Below are 23,709 nucleotides of genomic sequence, written 5' to 3'. Positions count from 1 at the left end.
CGTGGGAGCCGGTTTCGCCGGCTCCCACGACGTGGATCAGCCTATGAAATCGGCCTTGCCCAGCGGCACGCCTTCACCACGCAGGATCGCGTAGGCGGTGGTGGCATGGAAATACACGTTCGGCAGCACGTAGCCGAACAAATACTCCTGGCCGGCGAAGCGGCGTTCGCCGCTGCGCATCTTGAGCACGATCTCGCGTGCTTCGCTGCCGTCGATCCGCCCGGGCTCGATGCCTTCGATCATGCCGATGACCTTGGCGATGCGCTCCTGGAGCTGCTCGAAGGTGGTCTCGTCGTCCGCCATCGACGGCACGTCCTGGCCGGCGAGGCGATAGGCCGCGCCCTTGGCCATGTCGGTGGCGATCTGCACCTGGCGGGCCAGCGGGAACATGTCGGCGATGACGCGCGTGTTGAGCAGCACTTCGGGAGCGATGTTGCGTTCCCTGGCGAAATCCGCGCCCTTCTGCAGCACGCCCGACAGCGCTTTCAGCGCGCGGACGAGAACGGGGACGGAAGCCTGGTACATCGAAAGGGACATGGCGCGACTCTCGGCTGGGGCGGCCGGAATGGCCGCCGGGTCGCGTATTGTGCGCAGTCGGTCGCGGCACGTCGACGTGCCGCCGGATCTTGCGAAGTCAGCCCACCACGCAGCGATTGCGGCCGCCGTTCTTGGCGGTGTAAAGGGCGAGGTCCGCGCGCTCGAACACCGAGGCGGGGGTGTCGCCGGGCTGGAAATGGGCCAGGCCGATCGACGCCGTCACCCGCACGAGCTGGCGCGCGGCGTGGAAGTTGAGGTGCTGGATCTTGCCGCGCAGGCGCTCGCACACCTGCAACGATTCGGCCGGCTCGGTGCCTTCGAAGACGATGATGAATTCCTCGCCGCCGTAGCGGGCGACGAAGTCGACGGGGCGCACGTGCTTGAGCAGCGCCTGGCCGATGACGCGCAGCACGGCATCGCCGGCCGTGTGGCCGTAGGTGTCGTTGATGCTCTTGAAGTGGTCGATGTCGATCGCGGCGATGCCCAGCGGCCGCTGCGTGACCAGCCATCCCTCGTACGCGGACTCCACGCGCTTCTCGTAGGCGAGACGATTGGGCATGCCGATCATGGTGTCGGTCTGAGACAGCTCGTGTTCGCGTTCGAGCGATCGCTGCAGGGCGGTACGCTCGGTTTCGAGCTGCTCGATGCGCATGCGCATCTTCTCGGCGCGATCGCGATAGGCGGTGAGGCGTGCCCCTTCCCGGTCGCGGAATTCGCGGAAGCATCCGGCGATGGTTTCCAGGCTCGCGTTCACCCGTTCGCGCAGGTCGTGCACGTCGTCGAGCTCGAGCGCGGCTTCGCCGAGCAGGCGCATTTCGTGCGCCACCGAGGCGTCCAGCGCCTGGCCGTTGGCTTCCCCGGTGGACTGGTCGGTAAGCTCGCGCGACATGTAGTGGGTCATCTCGTCGAGACGGCCGGTGACATGGCGTAGCACCGCCTGCAAGGCGTCGATCTCGCGTTGCAGGCCGATGCGCTGTTCGTTGATCAGGTCGGCCAGGCGGTCGCCGCAGGCGGCCAGTGCCACGAGGTCGCCCGCATCGGCCACGTCATGGCGAAGGTCGTTGGCGCGGTCGGCCAGCTTCGGCAGCACGATGATGCGGTCGACCAGGCGGCTCAGCGCCGACTGCACCGACGAGCCGTGCTCGGTACGCTGGCGCACGATGGGAATGGCGCGATGCTCGGAAGGGTGCGGCCGTGCGCCGAGATTGTCGATCGCCTCGCTCAGCCCATGCACCACGTCGGTGAGCTCGGCGGCGCTCAGCGGCCCGTCGAGGGCGCCGGTGAGGCGTTCGATGTGCGAATCGAGCTGGTCGTGCGCGCCGTGCACCGCCCGCGACAGGCAACCGACCAACTGGCGGAGCAGGGACTCGGCATCGCGCCACTGGGCCTCTTCGCGAGAGAGCCTCTCCACGGCTTCGTGGTATTTGCCTTCCCAGAGCTCGTTGTCCAGACGCACGTGTCTACCGTCGCGCAGAGTGCCAAATAAGCCTCATCTTACGCCCGTTCGAGCAGCCGTGGCTTAGAGTTTTGCGCCGCGATCCGCATCGCCCGGGATGGCCCCGGTGCCGGTCGCCGTCTCCCGCGGGGGCCGGTCGGCCCGTGCTCCGGCGTACCCGAGTCGGGGCGCGACCATGGGCATGGTAAGCATGGTACTGGCCACGGCCATCAGGAGAAGGGCGGTGAAGGTCTCGCTGGTGACGAGCCCGCGGTCGAGCAACACGTTGACGAAGATGATCATGATCAGCGCCTTGGTCTGCAGCAGCCAGCCGACGGTCCAGGCGTCGCCGCGCTTCCAGCCGAGCAGGCGCCCGGCGATGCCCACGCCGGCGAGCTTGCCGGTGACCGAGGCGACCAGGAGCAGCGCGGCCGCGCCGAACACCGCCGCGCCGCCGAGCTGCCAGTTGGTGCGCAGCCCGGTGGACAGGAAGAACACCGGCATGATGGTCAGGAGTACGTTGCGGCGAAGGGCGTCGAGGCCCTCGATGCGGAACCACGCGCGCTCCATCGCCGCCCCGGCGAGGAAGGCGCCCACCATGAAATGCAGGCCGCACGCGTCGGCGCCGTAGCCGCACGCGGCGAGCCAGACGAGGCCGAGGATATAGCGGTCGCTTTCCTCTAGGCGCGCCATGAGCCGGCGAAATGCCCAGGCCGCCAGGGCGAAAAGGGCGAGGAAGGCCGCCTGGTGCCCCACCCGCTGCCAGTCGAGGAGGATGATCGCGAGCACGGCCCAGATCGCCAGGTCGTCGAGGCTGGCGTAGCGCAGCACGCGCTGGCCGAGCGGTTCGCGCAGGATGCCGAGTTTTTCCATCAGCAGGAGGAGGATGGGCAGTGCCGTCACCGCGCAGGCCATGCCGATGCCGAGCACGAATTGCCATGGCGCGGCGCGGGGCCCCATCCACCCGTCGCGCCAGGCCAGCATGACCAGCGCGGCCGCGCAGCCGGCGAGCAGGGGCACGCCGAGCGCGAAGGCGGCGGTGGTGCCGCATTCCTTTCGTTGCTTCCATACCTCGGACAGGTCCAGTTCGATGCCCGCGATCCAGACGAACACCATCACGGCCCACCAGGCGATGCCGTTGAGCGCGGCGATCACCGGTGGCGAGAACACCGTCGCGTAGTAGTCCGGAAATGCCTTGCCGAGCACGCCGGGGCCGAGCAGGATGCCGGTGACGATCTGTACCACGACCAGCGGTGCCCAGTAATCGGTACGGAACACGCGCCAGATGGCGTACGGCACGCAGAGGATGATCGTCATCGCGATCAGGAACAGTTCCGTCGTGCTCATCGAGGCCCTCCCCAGGGAAGGCGGAAGGGTAGCAGGTCGGCGCAACCTCGAACCGCGTCACCGTGGCGGCTGGGCCAGCTCCGTCGCGCTCAGGTACCCATCGTGGTTGGCATCCAGCCGGTGGAACTGCGCGATGAGGTTGCGCTGGAACGTTTCCAGCTTCACCGCGTGCTGCCCCGGCCGCATCGGTCCGTCGTTGGCGTCGAGCACGCCGTCGCCGTTGACGTCCATGCGCAGGAATCCCTGGCTCATGTAGCGAACGTACTCGGCTTCGTCGACGCGGCCGTCGCCGTTCGCATCGAAGCGCGCCAGATAGGCCGACGGGGTTCGCGGCAGGTCCTGGGCGATGGCGGATGTAACGGCCATGAGCCACAGGAGCATGGCGTATGGACGTCCATCGGGGGTTTGTGGTGTGCGCACGGGTGGGAGTACCTTTGAAGCCGTTTCTTCAGTCGACCACGGGGCTCTCCCATGATCCATGAAAACATCCTCGAAACGATCGGCCGCACGCCCATCGTTCGCCTGAATCGCGTCGCGCCCGCGCACGTCTCGCTCTACGCGAAAGTGGAATCGTTCAACCCTGGTGGCTCGGTGAAAGACCGCCTCGCCATCGCCGTGATCCTCGACGCCGAGCGGCGGGGCGTGCTCAAACCCGGCGACACGGTGGTCGAGGCGACCTCGGGCAACACCGGCGTGGCGCTGGCCATGGTCTGCGCCGCCAAAGGTTACCCGTTCGTCGCCGTGATGGCCGAGACCTTCTCGGTGGAGCGGCGCAAGCTCATGCGCGCCTACGGCGCCAAGGTAATCCTCACGCCCGCCGCCGAGCGCGGCTCGGGCATGGTCCGGCGCGCCGAGGAACTGGCGAAAAAGTACGGCTGGTTCCTGCCGCAGCAATTCAGGAATCCGGCCAATCCGGCCTATCACCGCAGCACCACCGCGGCCGAGATCCTCCAGGACTTCGCCGGTCGCCGCCTCGACGCCTTCGTGACGGGCTGGGGCACCGGTGGCACGTTGACCGGCGTGGGACAGGTGTTGAAGGTGGCGCGCCCGGAAGTGAAGATCGTCGTGGCCGAGCCTGCCGTGGCCTCCCTGCTCGAGGGCAAGGAATGGTCGCCGCACAAGATCCAGGGCTGGACGCCCGATTTCGTGCCCGAGGTGCTCGACCGCGAGGTGTTCGACGTGGACCTGCCGGTCGACGATACGACCGCCCGCGACACCGCTCGCCGCCTGGCGGCCGAGGAAGGCCTCTTCGTGGGCGTCTCAGCGGGCGCCACGATCGCCGCCGCGCTCGACTACGCCAAGACGGCGGAGCAGGGCAGCGTGATCCTGGCGATGTTGCCCGACACGGGTGAACGGTACCTGTCGACCTTCCTGTTCGAGGGGGTGAACGAGGGATCGGACGACGAGTGGCTGGCGACGCTGGGCTGAGACGCGAATCCCGCAGGGCGATGACGACAAGGGAACGACTCCCACGCATTCCCGTCACGCGCCACGCGTCACGGTGTCCTCCAGCTTCCGAGGAGACCGACCATGACCCTTTTTCGAAAGAGCCTCACCCATCAGATCGCCGGTCGCGCGCAGCGCATGACCGGCGCGATCACCCACGACCGCACCCGCGAGTTCACCGGTGCGGCTCGTCAGTATGTCGGTGACGCCGGCATGGCCGCGCTGCGCGCCGGCCGCCAGGTGAAACGCCATCCGCGCACGGTGGTGGCGGTCGGCCTCGGCGTCGCGGCGCTGACCACCTGGCTGCTTGTGCGTCGCCGTCCGGCCCCGGCGCCGCAGCGTGACGAACACGATCCGTTTCACCACGAGCCCGCCCCTGGCAACGACGAGGCGGTGGTGCCTGGCGAAACCGGTCTTTACTGATCCAGCCACTCGGTCAGGTCGAGGGCCTCCTGCTCTCCCTTGCGTCCCCGCCCGGCGAGCGCCTCGGCCAGCGACGCAAGTGTCGCATCCAGTTCCACGCGTGACAGGCGGGCAAGAATGGCATGGTCGTGATCGGTCATGCCCTTGCCCCGCCCTGTCGCCGCCAAGGCTTGGGGTGACATCGCGAGGGGCTTCCAGTTCGACCCCCACGGTATCGAAGCCCGCAGCGCGATCTCGATGCCGGCCGGATCGGGATCCGCCGCGACGAGCGCGGGTAGCGGCACGAGGGATACCAGATGCCGCATGGCGTCCAGCCACCATCCGGGTACGTAACCCGGCATCCAGACGACCGCGTATCGATCGCCGATTTTCCTGGCGACCTCTTCGAAGCTCGTCCGGTTCTCCACCAGCAACCAGGCGACGGGAGAGCCTTCGGCGCCACACAGGCGGCCCAGCGTCAGTGGGCTAAGGGCGATCATGTCGGGGATGGCGGTCAGATCGAGCTCACCGCCTCCATCGACCATCAGGCGTAGCGGTGCCCGAAGCAGCAGCCCCGGGGTATGTGTGGAGACGCCCAGTTCTTCCAGGTCGACGTGGCGGGCCAGCCAATGCCAGTCGGCGGAGGTCATGCCGTGGGTGTCGTCCAGGGCGAACTGCGCAAAGGCGTTGCGGCTGCCGCCGCGCTGTTCCGCACACCATCGATCAAGCCGCGCCACGAGGGTCGCGCGACGGAGCAGGGTACGCGTGGCGAGCGTGCGCAGGCTGGCATGCAGGGCAAGGAGCCTTTCGTCGAGCGGTGCGGCCCCCATGGCATCGGCGCGTCGGCCAGCCTCGGCGTCGCGGCGCGGCAGGGTCAATGCGCCGCGCAGTTCGTCGGCATGAACCCAGCGCAGGGCGGTGATTTCCCACACGCTGCCCCTGCGCTTTTCGCGCAGTTCGATCCAGCCATGCACCAGAAGGTATTCAGCGGCGGCGATGGCGACATGGCGCGCATTACCCGCCCTGGCGAACAGCGTCTTGCCCTTGAGGGCATCGCCACCGGCGCGCAACAGGTCGACTACCAGCGCGCGGTGTTCACCGAGCAACGTGTCGACGCGTCGGTCACCGGCCGCCGCGCGCCGCAGCCGCCCGAGGCGGCTTGGGGAATCGTAGCTGGCGCGGATGCCGTCGGCGTCGGGCGGCCCCCATATCCGGTCGGCCGCCTTCGTCATCACGCCACCTCAGCCTTGCGCCGCAGGACGGCCAGGGGTTGCGCCCACTGGGCACCGGGCCGCCGCTTGCTGGTCACCAGCGTGAGATCCGACGGCTGGAACACGTTTACGTTGTGCGTGGCGGGGGTGGTAAGGATGTATTGCGCGCGGGTGGACTTGAGGAACGCGCCGACCTTGTCGATGTTGAAGATGTCCAGGTGGGCGAACGGTTCGTCGATGAAGACGAAACCGCCCGGGCGATCCTCGTCGCGCATCAGCGCCACGAGCAGCAAGAGCGACTTCATCACCTGCTGTCCGCCCGACGCCTCGCCGTCGTCCATCCCGATCCAGCCCTTCTTGTCGAACTCAAAACGCACGTGGAGAGCGGCCGAGGCCAGCGCGAGATCGTCGTTGGTCAGCTCGGGCAGGTCGACGTCGACGCCGATGCCCGCCAATTCGGCCAGGATCTTGAGGTTTTTGGCGTAGCGACGCACGGTATTGCGCAATACCTGGATGTACGCGCCGCGGGCTTCATGCGTGATGCGACTCGCGCGTTCCAGGTGTATCCGTCGCTTGTCGAGATCGCCCTTCAGGCCGTCGTGGTCGCCGGCCAGCTTGTCACGAAGCGACAGCACGCTGGCATCGGTTTCCCAATGGCCCTCCTCGAGGCGCCGTTCGTTGCGCTCGATGGCGCGGCGCACCTCCGACGACGACTGGAAATCCTCGCGCAAGGCGGCCATGGCGGCGCGCGTACGTTTCGCCAGGGGTACGTGGACGCGCTTGGCACGGAAGGTCTTGAGGCGCTCCAGCTGTTCTCCGCTGGTGTGGTGATGCTGCCGTTCGGCCTCCACCTGCTGGCGACGTACGGTGACCTGCTCGCGCGCGGCATTGTCGCGCGCGTTGGAGGTCCTGGTCCGTTTCTCCCGCACGCTCTCGTAGTGCTGCTCGGCGGCGACGTGGCTGTCGGCGGTGCGCTGCACGTCTTCCTGCAATCGGGTTTGCTGCTCGCGCGCTTCGTTGAATTCGTCTGCTCGGTCGGCCAACTGGCTGCTGGCGTTGGCGCCGCGCAGGATGCTCTCGGCGTCGCTGGCCTGGGCCGACGCGGTCTTGCGCTCGTCGGCAAGGGCGCGAAGGCGCTCCTCGATATCGCGCAGGCGCGCTTCGCCGTCGCGCAATTGGCGTTCGCGGGCCGCGGCGCCGAAATACATGTCGTCCACGCCGAGATGACGGCCGCCACGGCGCTCGCGGAAATAACCCTGCGGGGTGATCCAGTCCTGGTCGCGGCCGAGTTTCGATCCTTCGGCGACGTCGTCCACGCGCCGGATACGGTCGAGGTTGCGCAGCAGCCAATCGGGGGCGGCGGCGGAGAACTCGACCACTTCAAGGAGCGAGCCGGGCGTCGGCTTGCCGGCGGGTTCGCGATCGGCGACCACGAAGTGTTTGTAGCGCATCGATTCGCCGAGCTTCCACGCTTTTTCGCGGTCGCGCGGATCGTCGAGCAGCACCACGTGCCGATAGCCCGCGAGCACGGCTTCGACGGCCGCCTGCCAGCGCGGCTGAGTGATTTCGACGGTTTCGCTGAGCATGCCGTGGCGAATGCCCGCGTCGTCCAATGCGCGACGGAAGGCGGCCTCGAAGTCGGGCGTGTAGCGGCGGCCGCTGCGCCATGCGGCCAGCTTGCTGGTGAGCGTGCCCAGCTCCTGGCGAAGCGTGCCTTCCTCGTCCTGCAAGACGCGCAACCGCGCGCGTGCGTCGCGCGCGATGGTGGCGAGTTGCTCGTGATCGGCGCCGTCCTGCGCCGCCACGGTTTGGCGGAGGCGGTTTTCCTGGTTGATGATCAGGTCGTTCTGGGCGAGCGCGGCGCGTGCGGCATCGAGGCTTTTCTGCGTCAGCTGGCGCGCGGCGTCGGCGTCGTTCTGCTCGATGCGCAGGCGCTCGCCCGTGTCGTCGAGCGCCTGCAACTGCAGGGTGATGTCCGCGTCCTGACGCTTCAGTTCCGCCACGCGGCGCTTGAAGCCGTTGAGCGCCGGACGCGCACCGCGGATGCTGGCCGCGATTTCGGCCAGTTCGATGCGTGGCTGGATGTCCGCCACCAGCGATACGCGTTCTTCCTTGAGCGCGGTCCATTCCTGGTACGAGCGCGATCGCGCTTCGGCTTCCTGCAGGCTGATGCCGATCAGCGAGAGTTGCTGTTCCAATCCGTGCAGTTCGCGGTCGGCTTCGGTCTGCTCATTGCGCGCGCGCTGGTAGTCGTCCAGGACGGTCTTATCGCCGAACACGTCGAAGACCAGGTCGAGCAGCTGCTTGGGAGGCAACTGGCAGAGCTTGTCGGTCGCGCCCTGTTCGAGCGTGAGCACGCGGCGTATGGCTTGCGACAGGCCGGCTCCCTCAAGGCGCACGCGGTATTCGCGCAAGCCGAGGAAATCGTTGCGCTCGGCGATGGCTTCGACGCTGACGTCGCCACCCAGCACGGCGTATTGGCGCGTCCACTCGCCACCCTTCTTCTGGATGCGGCAGGCGAGGGTGACCTCGCGATCCATGATGGGAAAGAACGGGCGTTCGCCGTTCGGTCCCGGCAGGTTGCCCACGCGCGCGCGCAGCCAGGCGAACGGCTGGCCGTTGTGGCGCAGGTAGCTTTTGTAGTCGCGGTTGCCTGCGCAGTCGATGGTGAGCAGCGTGCGCAAGGCATCGAGCAACGTGGTCTTGCCCGAACCGTTCGGGCCCACGACGGTGACGATGTTGGTGTCCAGCGGCAGGCTGAAACGCTGCCAGTAGTCCCAGTGGACGACCTCGAGGCTACGGAAATCAAACATCGTCGTTGTCCTCGACCTCGGTGTCGTCGATCAGCTCGTCGCCGGCCACGCCGGCGGCTGCGTTCGCCGCGCGCGCCGATGCTTCGGTCAGCAGGTCGCCCAGCGCGCCGTCGAGTACCCGCCTGGCCGTGCGTTCGTAATCGAAGGCGAGATCCAGCAGGGGGCCTTCGGCGATCAGGCGGCTGTCCGGCCCGTCGCCACGCTTACGGATGATGAACCCCAGGCGGCTGAGGGTGCCCAGGAGAATATTGATGCGCATCTTCCCGCCGAGCTTCTCGCCGAAATCGGCCAGCAGCGTGCGCTCGGCGATGACCGGCGCCACCGCGGGGTCGCGGGGAATGGGTTTTTCCTCGGCGAACATCTGGGTCTGGGAGGCGGCGGCTTCCAGTGCCTGGCGCTCCACCTGCCGCTGGCGCTTGGGCAGCACGATCAGGGCCCAGATCACCACCAGCAGGGCCACACCGTCGCGGTCCAGCTGCATCGTGTTGGAAATCCAGCTGTCGCTGCCGCCGAAGACGGCGCGCTCGCTCTTTCGCGACACGGCCAAGCCGATATAGGCGGCGTAGGGATGCTCGCGCAGTTCCAGCCCCACGGCTTCGAGGCGGCGGTCGAGTTCTTCGCGGTAGCTTTCGTCGAGCAGAGCCTTGCGCGCCTGCACGTCGTCGCGCGGTAGCCATCGCTGGGCGAGCAGGCGGGTGACCAGGCTGGCGGTATCGTCATGCATCGGTGGTGTCCTTCGCGCCGTCACGAGGACGCAGGCGTCCGGCGCTGACGAGCGCGATGTGGGGCAGGTCGGGGTCGATCAGCCGTGGCTCGATCTCGAGCGCGAGCGGCAGTCGGGCGAGGTCGGCGGTGCCGCCTTCCAGCGCCGCGGATTCGGGATCGCCGAGGAGTCCGAGCAGGGAGAGTCGATACGCGGACAGCGCGTAGTCGTCGCCGATGAGCGTTTCGGACAGTTCGCGGGGGGCTACGAGGGCGGCCAGTTCCGCGTGCCACGCCTCCAGGTGGCGAAGGTCTTCCTCGCTGGTGGGCAGCTCCGCGGTTTCCGGCGGCGCTTCCGCGCTGGGCAGGGTGGTGACCTCGGCGGCGAGGCGTTCGCGTTCGAGCAGTTCGTATTCGGCCACGTCCAGCGCGATCTGGTCGTGCAGGAAGGGGGCGGGCAGGGGCAGCAGCAGCTGTCCGTCTTCGAAGGCGGACAGGGTGTCGATGTCCTGCGCGCGCAGCCAGCCCACGAGGTCGGAGGAGGACAAGCCGGTGCGGCCCAGATGCACGCGATGCTGGTCGATCTTGTTGAGTTCGCGCTGGAACACGCCGGCCTGGCGCAGCAGCGAGCTTTGCGCGCGGCCCACCGCCTGGGCGAGGCGATGGGCGGCGGGCTCGAGTTCTTCCTGGCGGGTGATGGAAGCGACCACGTCGGTGCCTTTTTCCACCCATGTCCACACCGACTCGAGACGTTCGGCGGCACGCCGGATGCGATGTTCGGAACCGGAGAGCACGGCGCGGTCGAAGTCTTCCTTCAGTTCCGTCAGACGCGAAAGCAGGTGGCCCAGTTCGTCCACCGACACGCGGCCCACGGCCTGTCCGGCAGCGAGCTGGGCGGTCAGGTAGCCGAGACCGTCGTCGTCGTCGCGCTCGAATTCCAGCATCGCGGCCAACGCACCGAGGGCCTTCCGGCCGACGGGGCCGATGCGATAGCGCATCGTTTCGCCGTCGTAGACGAGGATGTCGTGATCCTTGAGGCGCTGGACGACGGTTTCGAGCTTGACCGGATCGACGAAGGCGAGCTGGTCGCGGATTTCCTGCGGCGTCCACTCCGTGGCGTGCGAACGTGCGCCGATGGTACGAAGCACCAGCAGGCGAAGGAGAACCTGCGTTTCGCTACCGTGGAAGAGGGCGGAAAACGCGCGCAACAGGCCGCGTCCGCGCAACAGCGGAAAAAGCGAAGGCAAGTCTTCCGCGACGACGCCGTCGCGGAAAACATCCTGCAGGCGCTCGTCGTGGAAGGAAGTGTCGTTCGGGCCGCTCAACGTCAACGCCGGTCGACGCCGACGAAGCGGAGGAATTCGCCGCGCGTGCGCGGGTCTTCGCGGAAGCTGCCGAGCATCTGGCTGGTGATCATCGACACGCCGCGCTTGTGCACGCCGCGGGTGGTCATGCATTCGTGGCTGGCGTCGATCACCACGCCGACGCCGCGCGGGCGCAGGGTATCTTCGATGCAGTGTGCGATCTGCGCGGTGAGTTTTTCCTGCACCTGGAAGCGACGGGCGAAACCGTCGACCACGCGGGCGAGCTTGCTGATGCCGACGACGCGATCGGTGGGCACGTAACCGACGTGGGCACGACCGATGATCGGCGCCATGTGGTGTTCGCAATGGCTCTCGAACTCGATGTCGCGCAGCACGATCATCTCGTCGTAGCCGGCCACTTCCTCGAAGGTGCGGCGCAGGTACTCGGCCGGATCTTCGTCGTAGCCCTTGAACCAGTCGGAATAGGCCTTGACCACGCGCTTGGGGGTGTCGAGCAGGCCTTCGCGCTTCGGATCCTCGCCCGCCCATAGCAGCAGGGTACGCACGGCCTCCTCGGCCTGCTCGCGGGTGACCGGGCGGGGCTTGTCGGCGTCGCTCATGGGGCGCAAATCCTCGAGGTGGTGCAAACGGGCATTGTAACGCGGGGAGGAGGTCGTCGGCGGCCTCGCCGCGAAAACCGGCGGCTCCTGCGTACGCAGGAGCGACGAGCTGCAAGATACCGATCCGTCGTCCCTGCGTACGCAGGGAACCAGCGCGAGGCAGCCGGCTTTCGCCGGGCGCGGCTACGGCTCTTCGTCTCCGGCGGCCTCGCCCTCGTCGGCTTCCGCCCCCAGCTTCAGCAAGCGCTGCGTCTCCTCCCCACCCAGCGTCTCCACCCCGCGCAAGCGCCGCTCGATGGCCCGCGTGCGCACGCCGGCGCTGTCGATGCTGTTGCGCACGGTATCCAGCTGCTTACGGGTCTTCTCCAGCACGGTGCCGAACTTGCCGAACTCGTTCTTCACCGCGCCCAGCACCTGCCAGACCTCCGACGAACGCTTCTCGATGGCCAGCGTGCGGAAACCCATCTGCAGGCTGTTGAGCAGGGCGGTGAGGGTGGTGGGACCGGCCACGGTCACGCGATGCTCGCGCTGGAGCTGGTCGGATAGGCCCGGCCGGCGGATGACCTCGGCGTACAGGCCCTCGGTGGGCAGGAAGAGGATGGCGAAATCGGTGGTGTGCGGCGGCGCCACGTATTTGCCGCGGATGCGCTTGGCTTCCTCGCGCACGCGCAGCTCCAGGGCTTTGCCGGCGGCGAGCACGCCCTCGGCGTCGGCGGCGTCCTGGGCCTCGAGCAGTCGCTGGTAGTCCTCCACGGGATACTTGGCGTCGATCGGCAGCCATACCGGCTCGCCGTCGTCGGTGCCCGGCAGGCGGATGGCGAACTCCACGCGCTCGGCCGAGCCCGGGACGGTGGCGACGTTGGACGCGTACTGCTCGGCGATGAGGATCTGTTCGAGCAGGGCACCCAGTTGCACCTCGCCGAAGGTGCCGCGGGTCTTGACGTTGGTCAGCACGCGCTTCAGGTCGCCCACGCCGGCGGCCAGCGCCTGCATTTCGCCCAGGCCGCGCTGTACGGCCTCCAGGCGCTCGGACACCAGCTGGAACGACTGGCCCAGGCGGGTTTCGAGCGTGGACTGGAGCTTTTCGTCCACGGTGGCGCGCATCTGCTCGAGCTTGGCGGCGTTATCCTGCTGGATGGCGGCCAGGCGGGTTTCCAGCGTGCCGCGCACGTCGGCCAGGCGTTTCTCGTTGTCGGCGGTGAGGGCGGCCAGGCGCTGGTCGATCCGTTCGCCGAAGTGCTTGAGGGTGAGGGCGGATTCCTCGCGCGTCTTGCGCGAGTCGTCGGCCAGGCCCTGGCGCAGCGATTGCAGGCCGTTGTCGGTGCGCTCGGTGAGCTGGTCGAGGCGGCGGGCGAAGCCTTCGATGCGCTCCTGCTGGCGCTCGGAAGCGGCCTGGAGCTGCTCCTGCACGTGGCCGCGGAACTGGCCGAAGCTCTCGCCCAGCTCGCCGCGCCCGGCGCGGTGTTCGTCGCGCAGCATGGTTTCGAGGCGGCGGGAGTCGTCGCGCAGGGCGTCGAGACGGGCGGCGCTGCCGTCGTCCCGCCTGCCGCGGGCGAGCAGGGCCAGGAGCAGGCCCGTGCAGGCCAGGGCGAGCACGAGCAGGGCGATGAGGAGAAGGGTTTCGAGGGTCATGGGGGGAGTGTCGTGGTTCCTGCGGCCGCGAGGCAATCGTGATTCGCCGATGCGATCGGCTCCCACCCCTTCGGTAGCAGCGCTCCTACCGGAGGGGTGGGAGCCGATCGCATCGGCGAATCAGGCTGCGGTAGCGCTCGACTCTGCTCGCGGGCGATCTCAGATCTCGCGATTGCCCACGATCACGACATCCGCCCGGCGCTTGGCGAACAAGCCCACGCAGACGATGCCCACGATTTGGTTGAGCTGGGCCTCGAGGGCCACCGGGTCGGTGATGCGCCAGCCGTGCACGTCGATGATCCAGTTGCCGTTGTCGGTGACCGTGCCGTCTCGCCATACGGGCTGGCCGCCCAGGGCGACGATCTCGCGGGCCACGAGGCTGCGCGCCATCGGAATGACTTCGATGGGCAGCGGGAACGCGCCCAGCACCTCCACCTGCTTGGTGGCGTCGATGATGCACACGAACGTGTCGGAGGCCGCGGCCACGATCTTCTCGCGCGTGAGCGCCGCGCCGCCGCCCTTGATCAGGCACTTGTTCGGATCGCACTCGTCGGCGCCGTCGACGTAGAGGTCGAGGCGACCCGCCGCGTTGAGGTCCATGACATCGAAGCCGAGCTTGCGCAGCCGCTCGCTGGAGGCTTCGGAACTGGAGACGCAGGCCTTGATGCGGTCGCGATACTGCGGCAGTTCGTCGATGAAGAAATTCACCGTCGAGCCCGTGCCCACGCCGATGATGCCGCCCTTGAAGCTGCCGTTGCCCACGTACTTGAAGGCGGCGGTTTCGGCGGCAAGCCGCTTCTCGTTGTCCTGGCTCATGCTTTCTCCAGCTTCAGGATGTAATCCCAGTCGCCCTTGGCGACCGGCATGACGGAGAGACGGTTGCCCTTGCGTACCAGGGGCATGTCGGCCAGTTCGTCGTGGCCCTTGAGTTCGTCGAGCGAGATGGTGCGCTTGAGCTTGCGCTCGAATTTCACGTCGACCAGCATCCAGCGCGGTTCCTCGCGCCGGCTCTTCTCGTCGTAATACTTCGACTTCGGGTTGAACTGGCTCTCGTCGGGGTAGGCCGGCGAGGCCACCGAGGCGATGCCCACGATGCCGGGCACCTCGGTGTTCGAGTGGTAGAAGAAGATCTTGTCGCCGACCTTCATGCCGTCGCGCATGAAGTTGCGCGCCTGGTAGTTGCGCACGCCGTCCCACGGCTCGACGCCCTTGCGTTCGAGGTCGTCGATGGAGAAGGCGTCCGGTTCGGACTTCATGAGCCAGTATTTCACGCCTTCACGCCCGTGCAGTCGATGAGCTCCTTCTCCGTGGCGACGTAATCGAGCGGGATGTCCCATTCGGCGGTCTCGATCGCGTCGATTTCCTGGAAGGCGTAGCCCACGCCCACGAGCAGGGGCGTGGCCGGGCGCTCGCGCCCGCGCAGGAACTCGAAGCTGCGGTCGTAGTAGCCGCCGCCGAAGCCGAGGCGGTTGCCGCGGCGGTCGAAGCCGAGCAGGGGCACCAGCACGAGGTCGAGCTTGTCGGCCTCGACGATGCGCTGGGCGGCCTTGGGCTCGGGAATGCCCAGTTCGTTGCTTTCCACGTCTTCGCCCGTGGTCCACGGCGCGAAGGTGAGCCGGCGCTTGCCGCCCGACTTTGTGACGATGGGCAGGTAGAACGTCTGTCCGCGTTCGGCCAGGGGCGCAATGGCGAGGTTCAGCGGCAGCTCGCCGCCCGTGGCCCAGTAGCCGGCCACGTGCGTGTCGGTGAGGAATTCGGGGAGCTGCTCGAGCGAGGCCCGGAGGCCCTGGGCCGCGGCGACGCGCTCGGCGGGTTTCAGTTCACGGCGGCGCTGGACGAGGTCGGCGCGCAGTTCACGTCTCTCGGGGAGCTTGGTCATGGGATCGTTCTGCCGGGCGGCACGGGCGGGGAAGGTCGCCGGCAAGCCGCTGCCCCCGGTGCCGCGGGACCAACGCTGACCGGTCTGTCACCGGCCGGCCATAAAAAGGAGAGACGTCCTCCGCACTGCCGCTGCGCACCAAACGACCTTGATCCAAAGGATCAGGTGGGAGAACCACGTGACTTCAAGGCTTTCCGCACTTGGCGGACATGCGCAACCGTCACGTAAGGTCGACCCGGGGTCGTATGTAGGAACAAGGCAAATGTAAAGTGCGCTGGCGAACAGCGCAGAGAACGCCCGGCGCTATTTTACCGAGGCGTCGACAAGACCATCAAGCTTCTTGCGCAGGGCGGCCAGACCGTCGGTCAGCACCTGTTCCTGACTGGCCTGATCCTTGCGTAGCGTGAGCAGTTCGTGAGCGATGCTGACGGCGGCCAGCACGGCGATGCGGTCGAAGCCGGGCACCTTGGCGTTCGACTTCAGTTCACGCATCTTGCCGTCGAGGAACTGGGCCGCGGCCACGAGGCCGGCCCGCTCTTCCGGCGCGCAGGCGATGTGGAACTCGCGGTCGAGCAGGCGCAGGGACACCGGTTCGCTGGTCGTGGCGTTCATGAAAAAGGTTTCAGCCCGTGTTCTCGAGCGCCTTGAGGCGCTGGATCATCGCTTCCACACGGCTGCGCGCCTGTTCGTTGCGAGCCATGAGTCCTGCCCGTTCGTTGGCCAGTTGCTCCTGGCTGTGCCGCAGGCTGCGGTTTTCCTCGGTGAGGCGACGAACGGTATCGACGAGCCGGTCGAGCGTGGCGCTCAGGGCTTCCAGTTCGTTCTTGAAGGCGTCCGGGGTCGTCATGGGGCGGACTATAACAGGGGACTTGGCGTCAGGGTGCATTAGAATCCCGACGATTCCCCAGGAGTATGCGTCATGCCGGCCAACATCACCGTCGATCCGGAAGACATCGCCGAACTCATCGGCCGCTGCAAGCTCGCCACGAGCGTCAGCGAGTTCCACGGCTCGCTCGTGGGCTACATCAGCGCGGGCGGTTCGTTTACCGGCGATTCGGTGCTCGATGCACTCAAGCTGGAACCCGATCCGGCTCCCACCGCCGACGAGCAGGGCATGCTGACGCGGCTGCGTCACCAGACGGAAACCTGGCTGGCCGATACCGAGCTGAGCTTCATGCCCTGGGTGCCCGACGAGGAGTCCCCGCTTCACGAGCGCGTGGAAGGGCTGGCCGATTGGACGCGGGGCTTCCTCGGCGGCTTCGGCCTAGGCGGCAACGCGGAAACGGCCAAGGCCCTCAGCGACGACGCGCGCGAGATCCTGCGCGACATGGCCACCATCGCCTCGACCGAAGCCGAACTCGACGAAGACGTCGAGGGCGACGAGGCGTCGCTGACCGAGCTGGAGGAATACGTGCGCGTGGGTGCCCTCACCCTGCATGCCGAGATGGCGAAGCGCCAGGAACCGGCCGGCGACACGCTGCATTGATCGCGCCCGCCGAATACGCCCGCCGCCGCCGTGAGCTGATGCGCATGGCCGGCGAGGACGCCGTCCTGATCCTCGCCGCCGCGCCCGAGCGCATGCGAAACGCCGACGCGCCCTGGCCTTACCGCCAGGACTCCGATTTCCACTATCTCACCGGTTTCGGCGAACCCGAGGCGGTGCTTGCCCTGTTGCCCGGTCGCGCGCACGGTGAGACGGTGCTGTTCTGTCGCGAACGCGACGCCGAGCGCGAGCGCTGGGACGGCGAGCGCATGGGCACCGACCGTGCCGTGCGCGAACTGAAACTCGACGATGCGTTTCCCATCGACGACATCGACGACATCCTGCCCGGCATGATCGAGGGCCGCGCGCGGGTGTATTGCCATTTCGGCCAGGAACCCGATTTCGACGCCCGCCTGCTCGGCTGGATGCGGCGCCTGCGCACGGCGCGCGGCGGCGGCGTGGTGCCGAAGGATCTGGTCGCCCTCGGCCACCTGCTGCACGACCTGCGCCTGTTCAAGTCGCGCGACGAACTCGTGCTGATGCGCCAGGCCGCCGACGTGGCGGGTGCCGCGCACCTGGCCGCGATGCACATGGCCCGGCCCGGCGTGGCCGAGTACGAGATCGAGGGGGAAATCCTGCGCACCATCCGTGGCCGCGGCGCGGTGCCGGCGTTCCCCCCGACGGTGGCCGGCGGCACCAACGCCTGCATCATGCATTACCAGCGGAACCGTGCCACGCTCAACGACGGCGAACTGCTGCTCGTCGACGCGGGCGCGGAGGTGGATTGCTACGCCTCCGACATCACCCGCACGTATCCGGTGGGCGGTCGCTTCACGAACGAGCAGCGCGCGCTCTACGACATCGTGCTCGAGGCGCAGCTCGCTGCCATCGACGCGGTGCGTCCCGGCCGCTCGTTCGCCGCCGCGCACGACGCGGCGGTGCGTGTCATCGCCACGGGCCTGTGCGCGCTGGGCCTCATCGGCGGCGGCGTGGAACGGGCCATCGCCGACGGCGCGTACAAAGCGTATTTCCCCAGCAAGACCGGCCATTGGCTCGGGCTCGACGTGCACGACGTGGGCGACTACCGCATCGACGGCGAGCCGCGCGTGCTGGAGGAAGGCATGGTGCTTACCGTGGAGCCGGGCATCTACGTGCCGCCGAACGATCGCGGCGTGCACGAGCGCTGGCGCGGCATCGGCATCCGCATCGAGGACGACGTGGCGGTGACCAAGGGGGCGCCGGAGGTGATGACGGCGGTGGTGCCCAAGCGCATCGCCGACCTGGAGCGTTAAGAGCCGATGGCGGCTCGTCGCTTAGCCTTGAACCGAGGCGCTGGGCTCCTGCGTGCGCAGGAGCGACGGTGCTCGTAGCTCGTCGTTCCTGCGCACGCAGGAACCCAGCGCCGCGAGATCGGTTTTCGCGACAACGTCTCCTACGTATCTTTCCGACGATGCGCCTCGTCGTCCGAATGCACCTCGAACCACATCGCGTTGAGCACCGCGAAGCTGCACGCCAGTCCCAAACCCAGAATCCACGCGAAATACCACATGGCAGCGCTCCTTCAGTACATGCCGTGCGATTTGCGCACGTGCTCGAGGGTGACCCGGCCGCGCATCACGCGGTAGACCCAGCCGGTGTAGAGGATGATGATCGGCATGAAGAACACGGTGACGCCGAGCATCAGCAGCAGGGTGCCCTTGCTCGACGAGGCGTCCCACACCGTCAGGCTCGACGCGGGATCGGCCGACGAGGGCATCAGGAACGGAAACAGCGCGAAGCCCGCCGACACGATGGTTCCCGCCACCGCCAGGCCGCTGAAGAAGAATCCGGCGAAGCCCCGCCGGCCAATGGTGGCCTGCAGGCCCAGCGCACCGGCGAAGGCCACCACGGGTGCCAGCCAGAATCCGGGGTGGGTGAGATACCCGGCGAACCACGAGCCGCCGATCGCCACCTGCTTGGCGAGGGGGTTGGAGATGCCGTCGGCCACCACAGGGCCGACCACCGCATAGCCCGGGATGCCATAGGCCAGCCAGGTGCCCGCGAGCACGAAGAGCACGAGATAGGTGAGGGAGGCGAACCGGGCGATGCGCACCGCGCGCTCGGCGATGGCATGGTCGGCCTTCATCGCGACCCACGACGCGCCATGGGTGAGCAGCATGCTCAGGCTCACGAGGCCGCAGAGCAGGGCGAACGGGCGGAACAGGCCGAAGAAACTGCCTTCCCAGGCCATCCGCAGGTCGCCGTCGTAGCGGAAGGGCAGGCCGAGGAAGAGGTTGCCGAAGGCGACGCCGCAGACCAGCATCACGATGAGGCCCGACGCCACCAGCGCGTAGTCCCACACGGCTTTCCAGCGCGCATCGTGCACCTTCTCGCGGAAGTTGAAACCCACGGGGCGGAGGATGAAGGCCACCAGCAGCACGAACATCGCCACGTACAGCCCGGAGAACGACGCGGCGTAGAGCAGCGGCCACGCGGCGAACACCGCGCCGCCGCCGAGCACGAACCAGACCTGGTTGCCTTCCCAGGTGGGTTCGATGGTTTCCAGCAGCACCACGCGTTCATGGTCGTCGCGACCCAGCACGCGGAGCAGGGCCGCCACGCCGAAGTCGAAGCCGTCCATGATGGCGAAGCCGCAGAGCAGGACGCCGATCAGCGCCCACCAGATGATGCGAAGGGTTTCGTAGTCGAACATGACGTACTCCTTCAGGCCGTCTGCGCCGTGGCGGGAATCGCATCGGGGCGGGTCGGCCACATGCCCAGGCCGTCCGGTCCCTTGCGCGCGAACTTCACCATCAGATAACCGTCGACCACCGCCAGCGCGGTGTAGAACAGCACGAAGCCGCCGAGCGATATCCCTACCTGACCCGGGGTGAGCGAAGACGCGCCCAGGGCCGTGGGCAGCACGCCCTCGATGGCCCACGGCTGGCGGCCGTATTCGGCGACGATCCAGCCCAGTTCGGCGGCTACCCAGGGCAGCGGCAAACTCCATAGGGCCATCCTGAGGAAGCGGCGCCCTTCGAGGCGTCGCTTGCTGGCGCGCCAGAACGCGTAAGCGAACAGGCCGATGAACCACAGTCCGCAGGCGACCATGAGGCGGAACGACCAGAACAGCACGGGCACGTTGGGTATGGTGCTGTCGGCCGCCTTCTGGATGTCCTCGGGGGTGGCCTTGCGCGGATCGTCGATGAAGCGCTTGAGCAGCAACGCGTAGCCCATGTCCTTGTCGTGGGTGGCGAGGATGGCCTTCGCCTGGGCGTCGTCCCTGTTCTCGCGCAACACCAGCATCGCGTCGTAGGCCTTGATGCCGTCGGCGATGCGCACCTTCGCCTCGTCGACGAGGTCGGCGATGCCGAGGATGGGCTGGTCGATGGAGCGCGTGCCCATCAGGCCCATCACCCAGGGAATCTTCACGGCCGCGTGCGTGGTATGGCTCTTCACGTCCGGAAGGCCGAACAACGTGAACGAGGCCGGCGCGGGCTCGGTCTCCCACATCGCCTCGATCGAGGCCATCTTCATCTTCTGGTTTTCCGAGACGGTATAGCCCGACTCGTCGCCGAGCACCACGACCGAGAGCGAGGCGGCGAGCCCGAAGCTGGCGGCCACCGTCATCGATCGCTTGGCGAAATCGACGTTGCGCCCGCGCAGCAGGTACCACGCACTGATCGAGAGCACGAACATCGCTCCCATCGTGTAGCCCGCGCTCACCGTGTGCACGAACTTCGACTGCGCCACCGGATTGAAGATCACGTCGCTGAAGGAGGTGACCTCCATGCGCATCGTCTGCGCGTTGAACGCGGCGCCGACGGGGTTCTGCATCCATGCGTTGGCGATGAGGATCCACAGCGCCGATAGGCTGGTGGCCAGCGCGAGGAACCAGGTGGCGATCATGTGCTTCAGCGGCGAGATGCGTTCCCAGCCGAAGAAGAACACGCCCACGAGCGTGGCCTCCAGGAAGAACGCCATCATGCCCTCGATGGCCAGCGGCGCGCCGAAGATGTCGCCCACGTAGTGCGAGTAATAGGCCCAGTTGGTGCCGAACTGGAATTCCATGGTGACGCCGGTGGCGACGCCCATGGCGAAGTTGATGCCGAACAGCACGCCCCAGAACTGGGTCATGCGCTTCCATATCTCGCGCCGCGTCATCACGTACACGCTTTCCATGATGGCGAGCATGAAGGCGAGGCCGAGCGTGAGCGGAACGAACAGGAAGTGATAGAGCGCGGTCAGCGCGAACTGCAGGCGCGAGAGGCCGACGACATCGGGGTCGACGATCATGGCGAGGTTCCCTGGGTGGAGGCGGAGGCGGGCGCGAGCATCCGGTCGACGCCCGCGGGCGAGACATCCGCGCGCGGGAGCGGCCGGATGGCCACGTACCAGATGAGCATGAGCAGGGCGAGCTTGGCGACGACGATGAGGGAAAGCTCGACCGCGAGCCTCTTGAGCGGCTTGTCGCGCCAGCGGCGTTTGGGTGAAGCGACGACGTCCGTCATACGTGCGATTCCGGCAAGTCCGAAAAATCCGTCGCCATCGTACGCCCTGCCTTCGCGGGGGCAGGCATGACCGATTGTCGCAACGGGCTGACCGCGTATGCTCTGGTTTTCCCCTTACGGGGCCGAGCATACGCCAGGATCGGTGCCGATTGAATGCCGTCGCCTTGCGCGGGAGGCAGGGCGTCGGCGCCCTCAGGCTGGCTGGGGCGCGGGGTTCCTGCGTGCGCAGGAACGACGGACTGCGGGATGGAACGCCTTGTATCTCATGCCCTCACGTCATTCCTGCGCACGCAGGAATCCAGTGCCGTGAGCAGGTTTGTCGCGACGGCCGTCAGCCCGACAACCCAAACGCATCCCGCGTCAGGTTCTCCGGCTCGCCCGTGGTGCACACCACGTCGTCTTCGATGCGGATGCCGCCGTACTTGCGGAAGCGGTCCACGCGGGCCCAGTCGATGTCGCCCGCGAACGGCTTGTCCTTCAGCTCGGCCAGCAGCATGTCGATGAAATAGATGCCCGGCTCGATGGTGACCACCATGCCCGGCTCCAGCGTGCGGGTGAGGCGCAGGTACGGATGGCCTTCGGGCTTGGGAATGGTGCCGCCGGTTTCCGACGCCTGGAAGCCGCCGACGTCGTGCACCTGCATGCCGATGCCATGGCCCAGGCCGTGCGGGAAGAATGCCGACGACACGCCCGATTCCACCGCGCTCTCGGGGCTCATGCGGATGAAGCCGTGCTCGCGAAGCACGCCGGCCAGCGCATGGTGGGCGTGCACGTGCAGCTCCGGATAGCTCTGGCCCGCACGCACCTTCGCCACGAACGAGCGCTCCGCGGCATCCACGCTGTCGATCAGGGCCTGGAATTCGGCGGCGTCCTTCCCGGCGTAGGTACGCGTGATGTCGCTGGCGTAGCCGGAAGCGCTGGCACCCGCGTCGATCAGGAACGAGCGGCTCTCGGCCGGGGCGACGCGGTCGAAATTCGTGTAGTGCAATACCGCGCCGTGCTCGTTCGTGCAGACGATGCTGGCGTACGGCAGCTCGGCGTCGGTCTGGCCGACGGCGGCGAGGTAGGCCTGGTGGATGCCCAGCTCGCTTGCGCCCTCACGGAACGCCTTCTCGGCCGCGCGATGGCCTCGCGTGCCGCGCCGGCTGGCTTCGCGCATCAATTCCAGCTCGTACGGGGTCTTGTAGGCGCGGTGATAATGCAGGTGGTCGACCACCGCCGGCGGGTTGTTGGAGCAGACGTCCTTCAGGCCGCAGTGCGCGTCACCGATGATGGCGCAGCGCGAGAGCATGGCGGGGAGCTCGGCGATGGCGTCGTCGGGCTTGCGCACCACCACGATGTCGAAGTGGTCCACCCAGTAGCCGGTGGGCGCTTCGGGCACCACGTGCCAGTAGTCGCGCGGCTGCAGGAACACCAGCTTCGGCTTCTCGCCCGGCGTGTACACCAGCCAGCTCCCCGGGGCATCGGTCAGCGGCAGCCAGTGCTTGAAATGGGGGTTCACGACGAACGGGTAATCCTGGTCGTCGAGGAACTTGGTGATCGGGCGGCCGGCCGGCACCACGAGATGGTCGAAACCGCCACGCGCCAGCGCGGTGTCGGTGCGCTCGCGCAGGGTGGCGAGATGCTGGGGATAGAGCGCGGCCAGCGCGTCGTTCATCGGTGTTCTCCGGGATCGGGGGTGCGGGGAAACGCCAATGGTGCGCCCATGCGTGGCCTTCGCCAACCCCGGTCGGGCCGCCCGCCGAAAGGCCGCGAGGGTCAGGCCCTTGCGAAGACCACCATGTAATCCGCCGCGAGATCGCCCAGCCGATGGCGCAACAACGTGGCCCGGTGGTCGTCCCTGCCGGTCAGGCTGAGCATGTGCGCGCCATACAGCGTGATGGCGAAATGCCCCACCGCGAAATCGTGGTTCGGCGAGCGCCACTGCACCAGGGGCGTCCAGTTCGCGCAGGAGGGGCAGGCGACGTAAGCCGAATCCGAGCCGTCGGACCAGATCGCCAGCGCTTCCTCGAGGGCGTCGCTGCCTTCCTCGCCGGGCGAGAGCTCGGCGCGGCAATCCGGGCAGCGGATGGTGAAACCGCGGTCGTAGCGACTGAAGATGCCGTTTTCGGGGCCGCCCTCCACCAGATGCGAACCGTCGGGGCCATCGACCCAGCGGTGCCCGCTGGCATGCAGCCCGATGGCGAGGACGCCTGTGTCGTGGCGCAGTTGTTCGTCGGTCACACGAAAGCGCGCCTCGGCACCGTGCGCGTGCGGGCCGATGGTGCCGTCGCCGACCAGGCGCAGGTAGAGGGCCGTGGCGGCGGCAGCGGCGTCGTCGCGCTCGAGGCGGGAATCGACCAGGATCGTGGTGGCGTCGCTCATGAGGATGGATGGTGATCCTCGGCGCGGCAGGTCGTAAAGCATGT

Annotated in this window: 25 protein-coding genes and 1 other RNA gene; 4 read left to right on the top strand and 22 right to left on the bottom strand. The window is 67.6% G+C overall.

Annotated features, from left to right (window positions below):
- Window positions 1–36: 36 nt before the first annotated feature.
- The 4 genes from JNG39_RS09405 to JNG39_RS09390 form a co-directional block, all read right to left on the bottom strand.
- Window positions 37–537, bottom strand: coding sequence for a DUF1993 family protein (locus JNG39_RS09405; RefSeq protein WP_368310981.1), 501 nt, complete (start codon window positions 535–537; stop codon window positions 37–39).
- A gap of 97 nt (window positions 538–634) precedes the next feature.
- A complete protein-coding gene (locus JNG39_RS09400; protein WP_368310980.1) occupies window positions 635–1,993 on the bottom strand; it encodes a diguanylate cyclase in 1,359 nt (452 codons plus the stop codon).
- A gap of 63 nt (window positions 1,994–2,056) precedes the next feature.
- Window positions 2,057–3,319 (bottom strand): cation:proton antiporter, encoded by a 1,263-nt coding sequence (locus JNG39_RS09395; protein WP_368310978.1) that lies wholly within the window; start codon window positions 3,317–3,319, stop codon window positions 2,057–2,059.
- A 57-nt stretch (window positions 3,320–3,376) separates the two neighbouring features.
- Complete coding sequence (locus JNG39_RS09390; protein WP_368310976.1) at window positions 3,377–3,700, bottom strand: hypothetical protein; 324 nt, start codon at window positions 3,698–3,700, stop codon at window positions 3,377–3,379.
- Between the two features lie 90 nt (window positions 3,701–3,790).
- Between JNG39_RS09390 and cysK the strand changes: the two genes are divergently transcribed.
- Entirely contained in the window at window positions 3,791–4,747 is a 957-nt protein-coding gene (gene cysK / locus JNG39_RS09385) for a cysteine synthase A (RefSeq protein ID WP_368310975.1), read from the top strand.
- Between the two features lie 102 nt (window positions 4,748–4,849).
- Entirely contained in the window at window positions 4,850–5,188 is a 339-nt protein-coding gene (locus JNG39_RS09380; RefSeq protein ID WP_368310973.1) for a hypothetical protein, read from the top strand.
- Here the strand turns inward: JNG39_RS09380 and JNG39_RS09375 are convergent.
- From JNG39_RS09375 to JNG39_RS09320, 12 genes are all read right to left on the bottom strand, one after another.
- On the bottom strand, window positions 5,182–6,399 hold the full coding sequence (locus JNG39_RS09375) for a hypothetical protein (protein WP_368310972.1): 1,218 nt from the start codon (window positions 6,397–6,399) through the stop codon (window positions 5,182–5,184). The genes JNG39_RS09380 and JNG39_RS09375 overlap by 7 nt on opposite strands.
- The gene (locus tag JNG39_RS09370; RefSeq protein ID WP_368310970.1) at window positions 6,399–9,191 is read right to left on the bottom strand and encodes an AAA family ATPase; all 2,793 of its coding nucleotides are present in this window, start codon (window positions 9,189–9,191) and stop codon (window positions 6,399–6,401) included. The genes JNG39_RS09375 and JNG39_RS09370 overlap by 1 nt, the downstream gene beginning before the upstream one ends.
- Window positions 9,184–9,915, bottom strand: coding sequence for a hypothetical protein (locus tag JNG39_RS09365; RefSeq protein WP_368310968.1), 732 nt, complete (start codon window positions 9,913–9,915; stop codon window positions 9,184–9,186). Before JNG39_RS09365 ends, JNG39_RS09370 begins: the two co-directional genes overlap by 8 nt.
- Window positions 9,908–11,218 carry a hypothetical protein gene (locus JNG39_RS09360; protein ID WP_368310966.1) on the bottom strand — a complete coding sequence of 437 codons (1,311 nt, stop codon included), beginning with the start codon at window positions 11,216–11,218 and terminating at the stop codon, window positions 9,908–9,910. Before JNG39_RS09360 ends, JNG39_RS09365 begins: the two co-directional genes overlap by 8 nt.
- A 2-nt stretch (window positions 11,219–11,220) precedes the next feature.
- Window positions 11,221–11,817 (bottom strand): GTP cyclohydrolase I FolE, encoded by a 597-nt coding sequence (folE, locus tag JNG39_RS09355; protein WP_144913258.1) that lies wholly within the window; start codon window positions 11,815–11,817, stop codon window positions 11,221–11,223.
- Window positions 11,818–12,000: 183 nt separating this feature from the next.
- The gene (locus tag JNG39_RS09350) at window positions 12,001–13,449 is read right to left on the bottom strand and encodes a DNA recombination protein RmuC (protein WP_368310964.1); all 1,449 of its coding nucleotides are present in this window, start codon (window positions 13,447–13,449) and stop codon (window positions 12,001–12,003) included.
- Between the two features lie 159 nt (window positions 13,450–13,608).
- Complete coding sequence (gene rpiA / locus JNG39_RS09345; RefSeq protein WP_368310963.1) at window positions 13,609–14,265, bottom strand: ribose-5-phosphate isomerase RpiA; 657 nt, start codon at window positions 14,263–14,265, stop codon at window positions 13,609–13,611.
- The gene (locus tag JNG39_RS09340) at window positions 14,262–14,738 is read right to left on the bottom strand and encodes an EVE domain-containing protein (protein WP_368311907.1); all 477 of its coding nucleotides are present in this window, start codon (window positions 14,736–14,738) and stop codon (window positions 14,262–14,264) included. Before JNG39_RS09340 ends, rpiA begins: the two co-directional genes overlap by 4 nt.
- A complete protein-coding gene (locus JNG39_RS09335) occupies window positions 14,717–15,328 on the bottom strand; it encodes a 5-formyltetrahydrofolate cyclo-ligase (protein ID WP_368310961.1) in 612 nt (203 codons plus the stop codon). Before JNG39_RS09335 ends, JNG39_RS09340 begins: the two co-directional genes overlap by 22 nt.
- Window positions 15,329–15,441: 113 nt before the next feature.
- Window positions 15,442–15,624, bottom strand: a non-coding RNA gene (gene ssrS / locus JNG39_RS09330) — 6S RNA.
- A gap of 7 nt (window positions 15,625–15,631) precedes the next feature.
- Window positions 15,632–15,940 (bottom strand): cell division protein ZapA, encoded by a 309-nt coding sequence (locus JNG39_RS09325; RefSeq protein WP_144913270.1) that lies wholly within the window; start codon window positions 15,938–15,940, stop codon window positions 15,632–15,634.
- Window positions 15,941–15,950: 10 nt separating this feature from the next.
- Window positions 15,951–16,175 (bottom strand): TIGR02449 family protein, encoded by a 225-nt coding sequence (locus JNG39_RS09320; RefSeq protein ID WP_144913272.1) that lies wholly within the window; start codon window positions 16,173–16,175, stop codon window positions 15,951–15,953.
- Between the two features lie 72 nt (window positions 16,176–16,247).
- Between JNG39_RS09320 and JNG39_RS09315 the strand changes: the two genes are divergently transcribed.
- Window positions 16,248–16,814, top strand: a complete 567-nt coding sequence (locus tag JNG39_RS09315; protein ID WP_368310959.1) for a UPF0149 family protein — start codon at window positions 16,248–16,250, stop codon at window positions 16,812–16,814.
- Entirely contained in the window at window positions 16,811–18,103 is a 1,293-nt protein-coding gene (locus tag JNG39_RS09310) for an aminopeptidase P N-terminal domain-containing protein (protein ID WP_368310957.1), read from the top strand. The genes JNG39_RS09315 and JNG39_RS09310 overlap by 4 nt, the downstream gene beginning before the upstream one ends.
- Window positions 18,104–18,243: 140 nt before the next feature.
- Here the strand turns inward: JNG39_RS09310 and cydX are convergent, their stop codons facing one another.
- From cydX to JNG39_RS09280, 6 genes are all read right to left on the bottom strand, one after another.
- Window positions 18,244–18,360 carry a cytochrome bd-I oxidase subunit CydX gene (gene cydX / locus JNG39_RS09305; protein WP_368310956.1) on the bottom strand — a complete coding sequence of 39 codons (117 nt, stop codon included), beginning with the start codon at window positions 18,358–18,360 and terminating at the stop codon, window positions 18,244–18,246.
- 12 nt (window positions 18,361–18,372) lie between these two features.
- The gene (cydB, locus tag JNG39_RS09300) at window positions 18,373–19,503 is read right to left on the bottom strand and encodes a cytochrome d ubiquinol oxidase subunit II (RefSeq protein WP_368310954.1); all 1,131 of its coding nucleotides are present in this window, start codon (window positions 19,501–19,503) and stop codon (window positions 18,373–18,375) included.
- A gap of 11 nt (window positions 19,504–19,514) precedes the next feature.
- On the bottom strand, window positions 19,515–21,083 hold the full coding sequence (locus JNG39_RS09295) for a cytochrome ubiquinol oxidase subunit I (protein ID WP_368311905.1): 1,569 nt from the start codon (window positions 21,081–21,083) through the stop codon (window positions 19,515–19,517).
- Window positions 21,083–21,301 (bottom strand): cytochrome oxidase putative small subunit CydP, encoded by a 219-nt coding sequence (cydP, locus tag JNG39_RS09290; RefSeq protein ID WP_368310952.1) that lies wholly within the window; start codon window positions 21,299–21,301, stop codon window positions 21,083–21,085. Before cydP ends, JNG39_RS09295 begins: the two co-directional genes overlap by 1 nt.
- Window positions 21,302–21,632: 331 nt before the next feature.
- A complete protein-coding gene (gene pepQ / locus JNG39_RS09285) occupies window positions 21,633–22,958 on the bottom strand; it encodes a Xaa-Pro dipeptidase (protein ID WP_368310950.1) in 1,326 nt (441 codons plus the stop codon).
- A gap of 101 nt (window positions 22,959–23,059) precedes the next feature.
- Window positions 23,060–23,665, bottom strand: coding sequence for a hypothetical protein (locus tag JNG39_RS09280; RefSeq protein ID WP_247372925.1), 606 nt, complete (start codon window positions 23,663–23,665; stop codon window positions 23,060–23,062).
- Window positions 23,666–23,709: the final 44 nt, after the last annotated feature.

Origin of the sequence: Luteibacter sp. CQ10, assembly GCF_040900725.1 — a bacterium.
Classification (GTDB): Bacteria; Pseudomonadota; Gammaproteobacteria; order Xanthomonadales; family Rhodanobacteraceae; genus Luteibacter.
The sequence above is the reverse complement of the archived record's forward strand: the minus strand, read 5'-3'. Positions and strand labels throughout refer to the sequence as shown.

Bases quoted from the DNA above. Each gene is read 5' to 3' on its own strand.
- JNG39_RS09395 (WP_368310978.1), bottom strand. From the start codon at position 3,319: ATGAGCACGACGGAACTGTTCCTGATCGCGATGACGATCATCCTCTGC.
- JNG39_RS09380 (WP_368310973.1), top strand. From the start codon at position 4,850: ATGACCCTTTTTCGAAAGAGCCTCACCCATCAGATCGCCGGTCGCGCG.
- JNG39_RS09370 (WP_368310970.1), bottom strand. From the start codon at position 9,191: ATGTTTGATTTCCGTAGCCTCGAGGTCGTCCACTGGGACTACTGGCAG.
- JNG39_RS09320 (WP_144913272.1), bottom strand. From the start codon at position 16,175: ATGACGACCCCGGACGCCTTCAAGAACGAACTGGAAGCCCTGAGCGCC.
- JNG39_RS09350 (WP_368310964.1), bottom strand. From the start codon at position 13,449: ATGACCCTCGAAACCCTTCTCCTCATCGCCCTGCTCGTGCTCGCCCTG.
- JNG39_RS09315 (WP_368310959.1), top strand. From the start codon at position 16,248: ATGCCGGCCAACATCACCGTCGATCCGGAAGACATCGCCGAACTCATC.
- JNG39_RS09325 (WP_144913270.1), bottom strand. From the start codon at position 15,940: ATGAACGCCACGACCAGCGAACCGGTGTCCCTGCGCCTGCTCGACCGC.
- cysK (WP_368310975.1), top strand. From the start codon at position 3,791: ATGATCCATGAAAACATCCTCGAAACGATCGGCCGCACGCCCATCGTT.
- JNG39_RS09280 (WP_247372925.1), bottom strand. From the start codon at position 23,665: ATGAGCGACGCCACCACGATCCTGGTCGATTCCCGCCTCGAGCGCGAC.
- cydP (WP_368310952.1), bottom strand. From the start codon at position 21,301: ATGACGGACGTCGTCGCTTCACCCAAACGCCGCTGGCGCGACAAGCCG.
- JNG39_RS09375 (WP_368310972.1), bottom strand. From the start codon at position 6,399: ATGACGAAGGCGGCCGACCGGATATGGGGGCCGCCCGACGCCGACGGC.
- JNG39_RS09365 (WP_368310968.1), bottom strand. From the start codon at position 9,915: ATGCATGACGATACCGCCAGCCTGGTCACCCGCCTGCTCGCCCAGCGA.
- rpiA (WP_368310963.1), bottom strand. From the start codon at position 14,265: ATGAGCCAGGACAACGAGAAGCGGCTTGCCGCCGAAACCGCCGCCTTC.
- cydB (WP_368310954.1), bottom strand. From the start codon at position 19,503: ATGTTCGACTACGAAACCCTTCGCATCATCTGGTGGGCGCTGATCGGC.
- cydX (WP_368310956.1), bottom strand. From the start codon at position 18,360: ATGTGGTATTTCGCGTGGATTCTGGGTTTGGGACTGGCGTGCAGCTTC.
- JNG39_RS09390 (WP_368310976.1), bottom strand. From the start codon at position 3,700: ATGCTCCTGTGGCTCATGGCCGTTACATCCGCCATCGCCCAGGACCTG.
- pepQ (WP_368310950.1), bottom strand. From the start codon at position 22,958: ATGAACGACGCGCTGGCCGCGCTCTATCCCCAGCATCTCGCCACCCTG.
- JNG39_RS09335 (WP_368310961.1), bottom strand. From the start codon at position 15,328: ATGACCAAGCTCCCCGAGAGACGTGAACTGCGCGCCGACCTCGTCCAG.
- JNG39_RS09405 (WP_368310981.1), bottom strand. From the start codon at position 537: ATGTCCCTTTCGATGTACCAGGCTTCCGTCCCCGTTCTCGTCCGCGCG.
- folE (WP_144913258.1), bottom strand. From the start codon at position 11,817: ATGAGCGACGCCGACAAGCCCCGCCCGGTCACCCGCGAGCAGGCCGAG.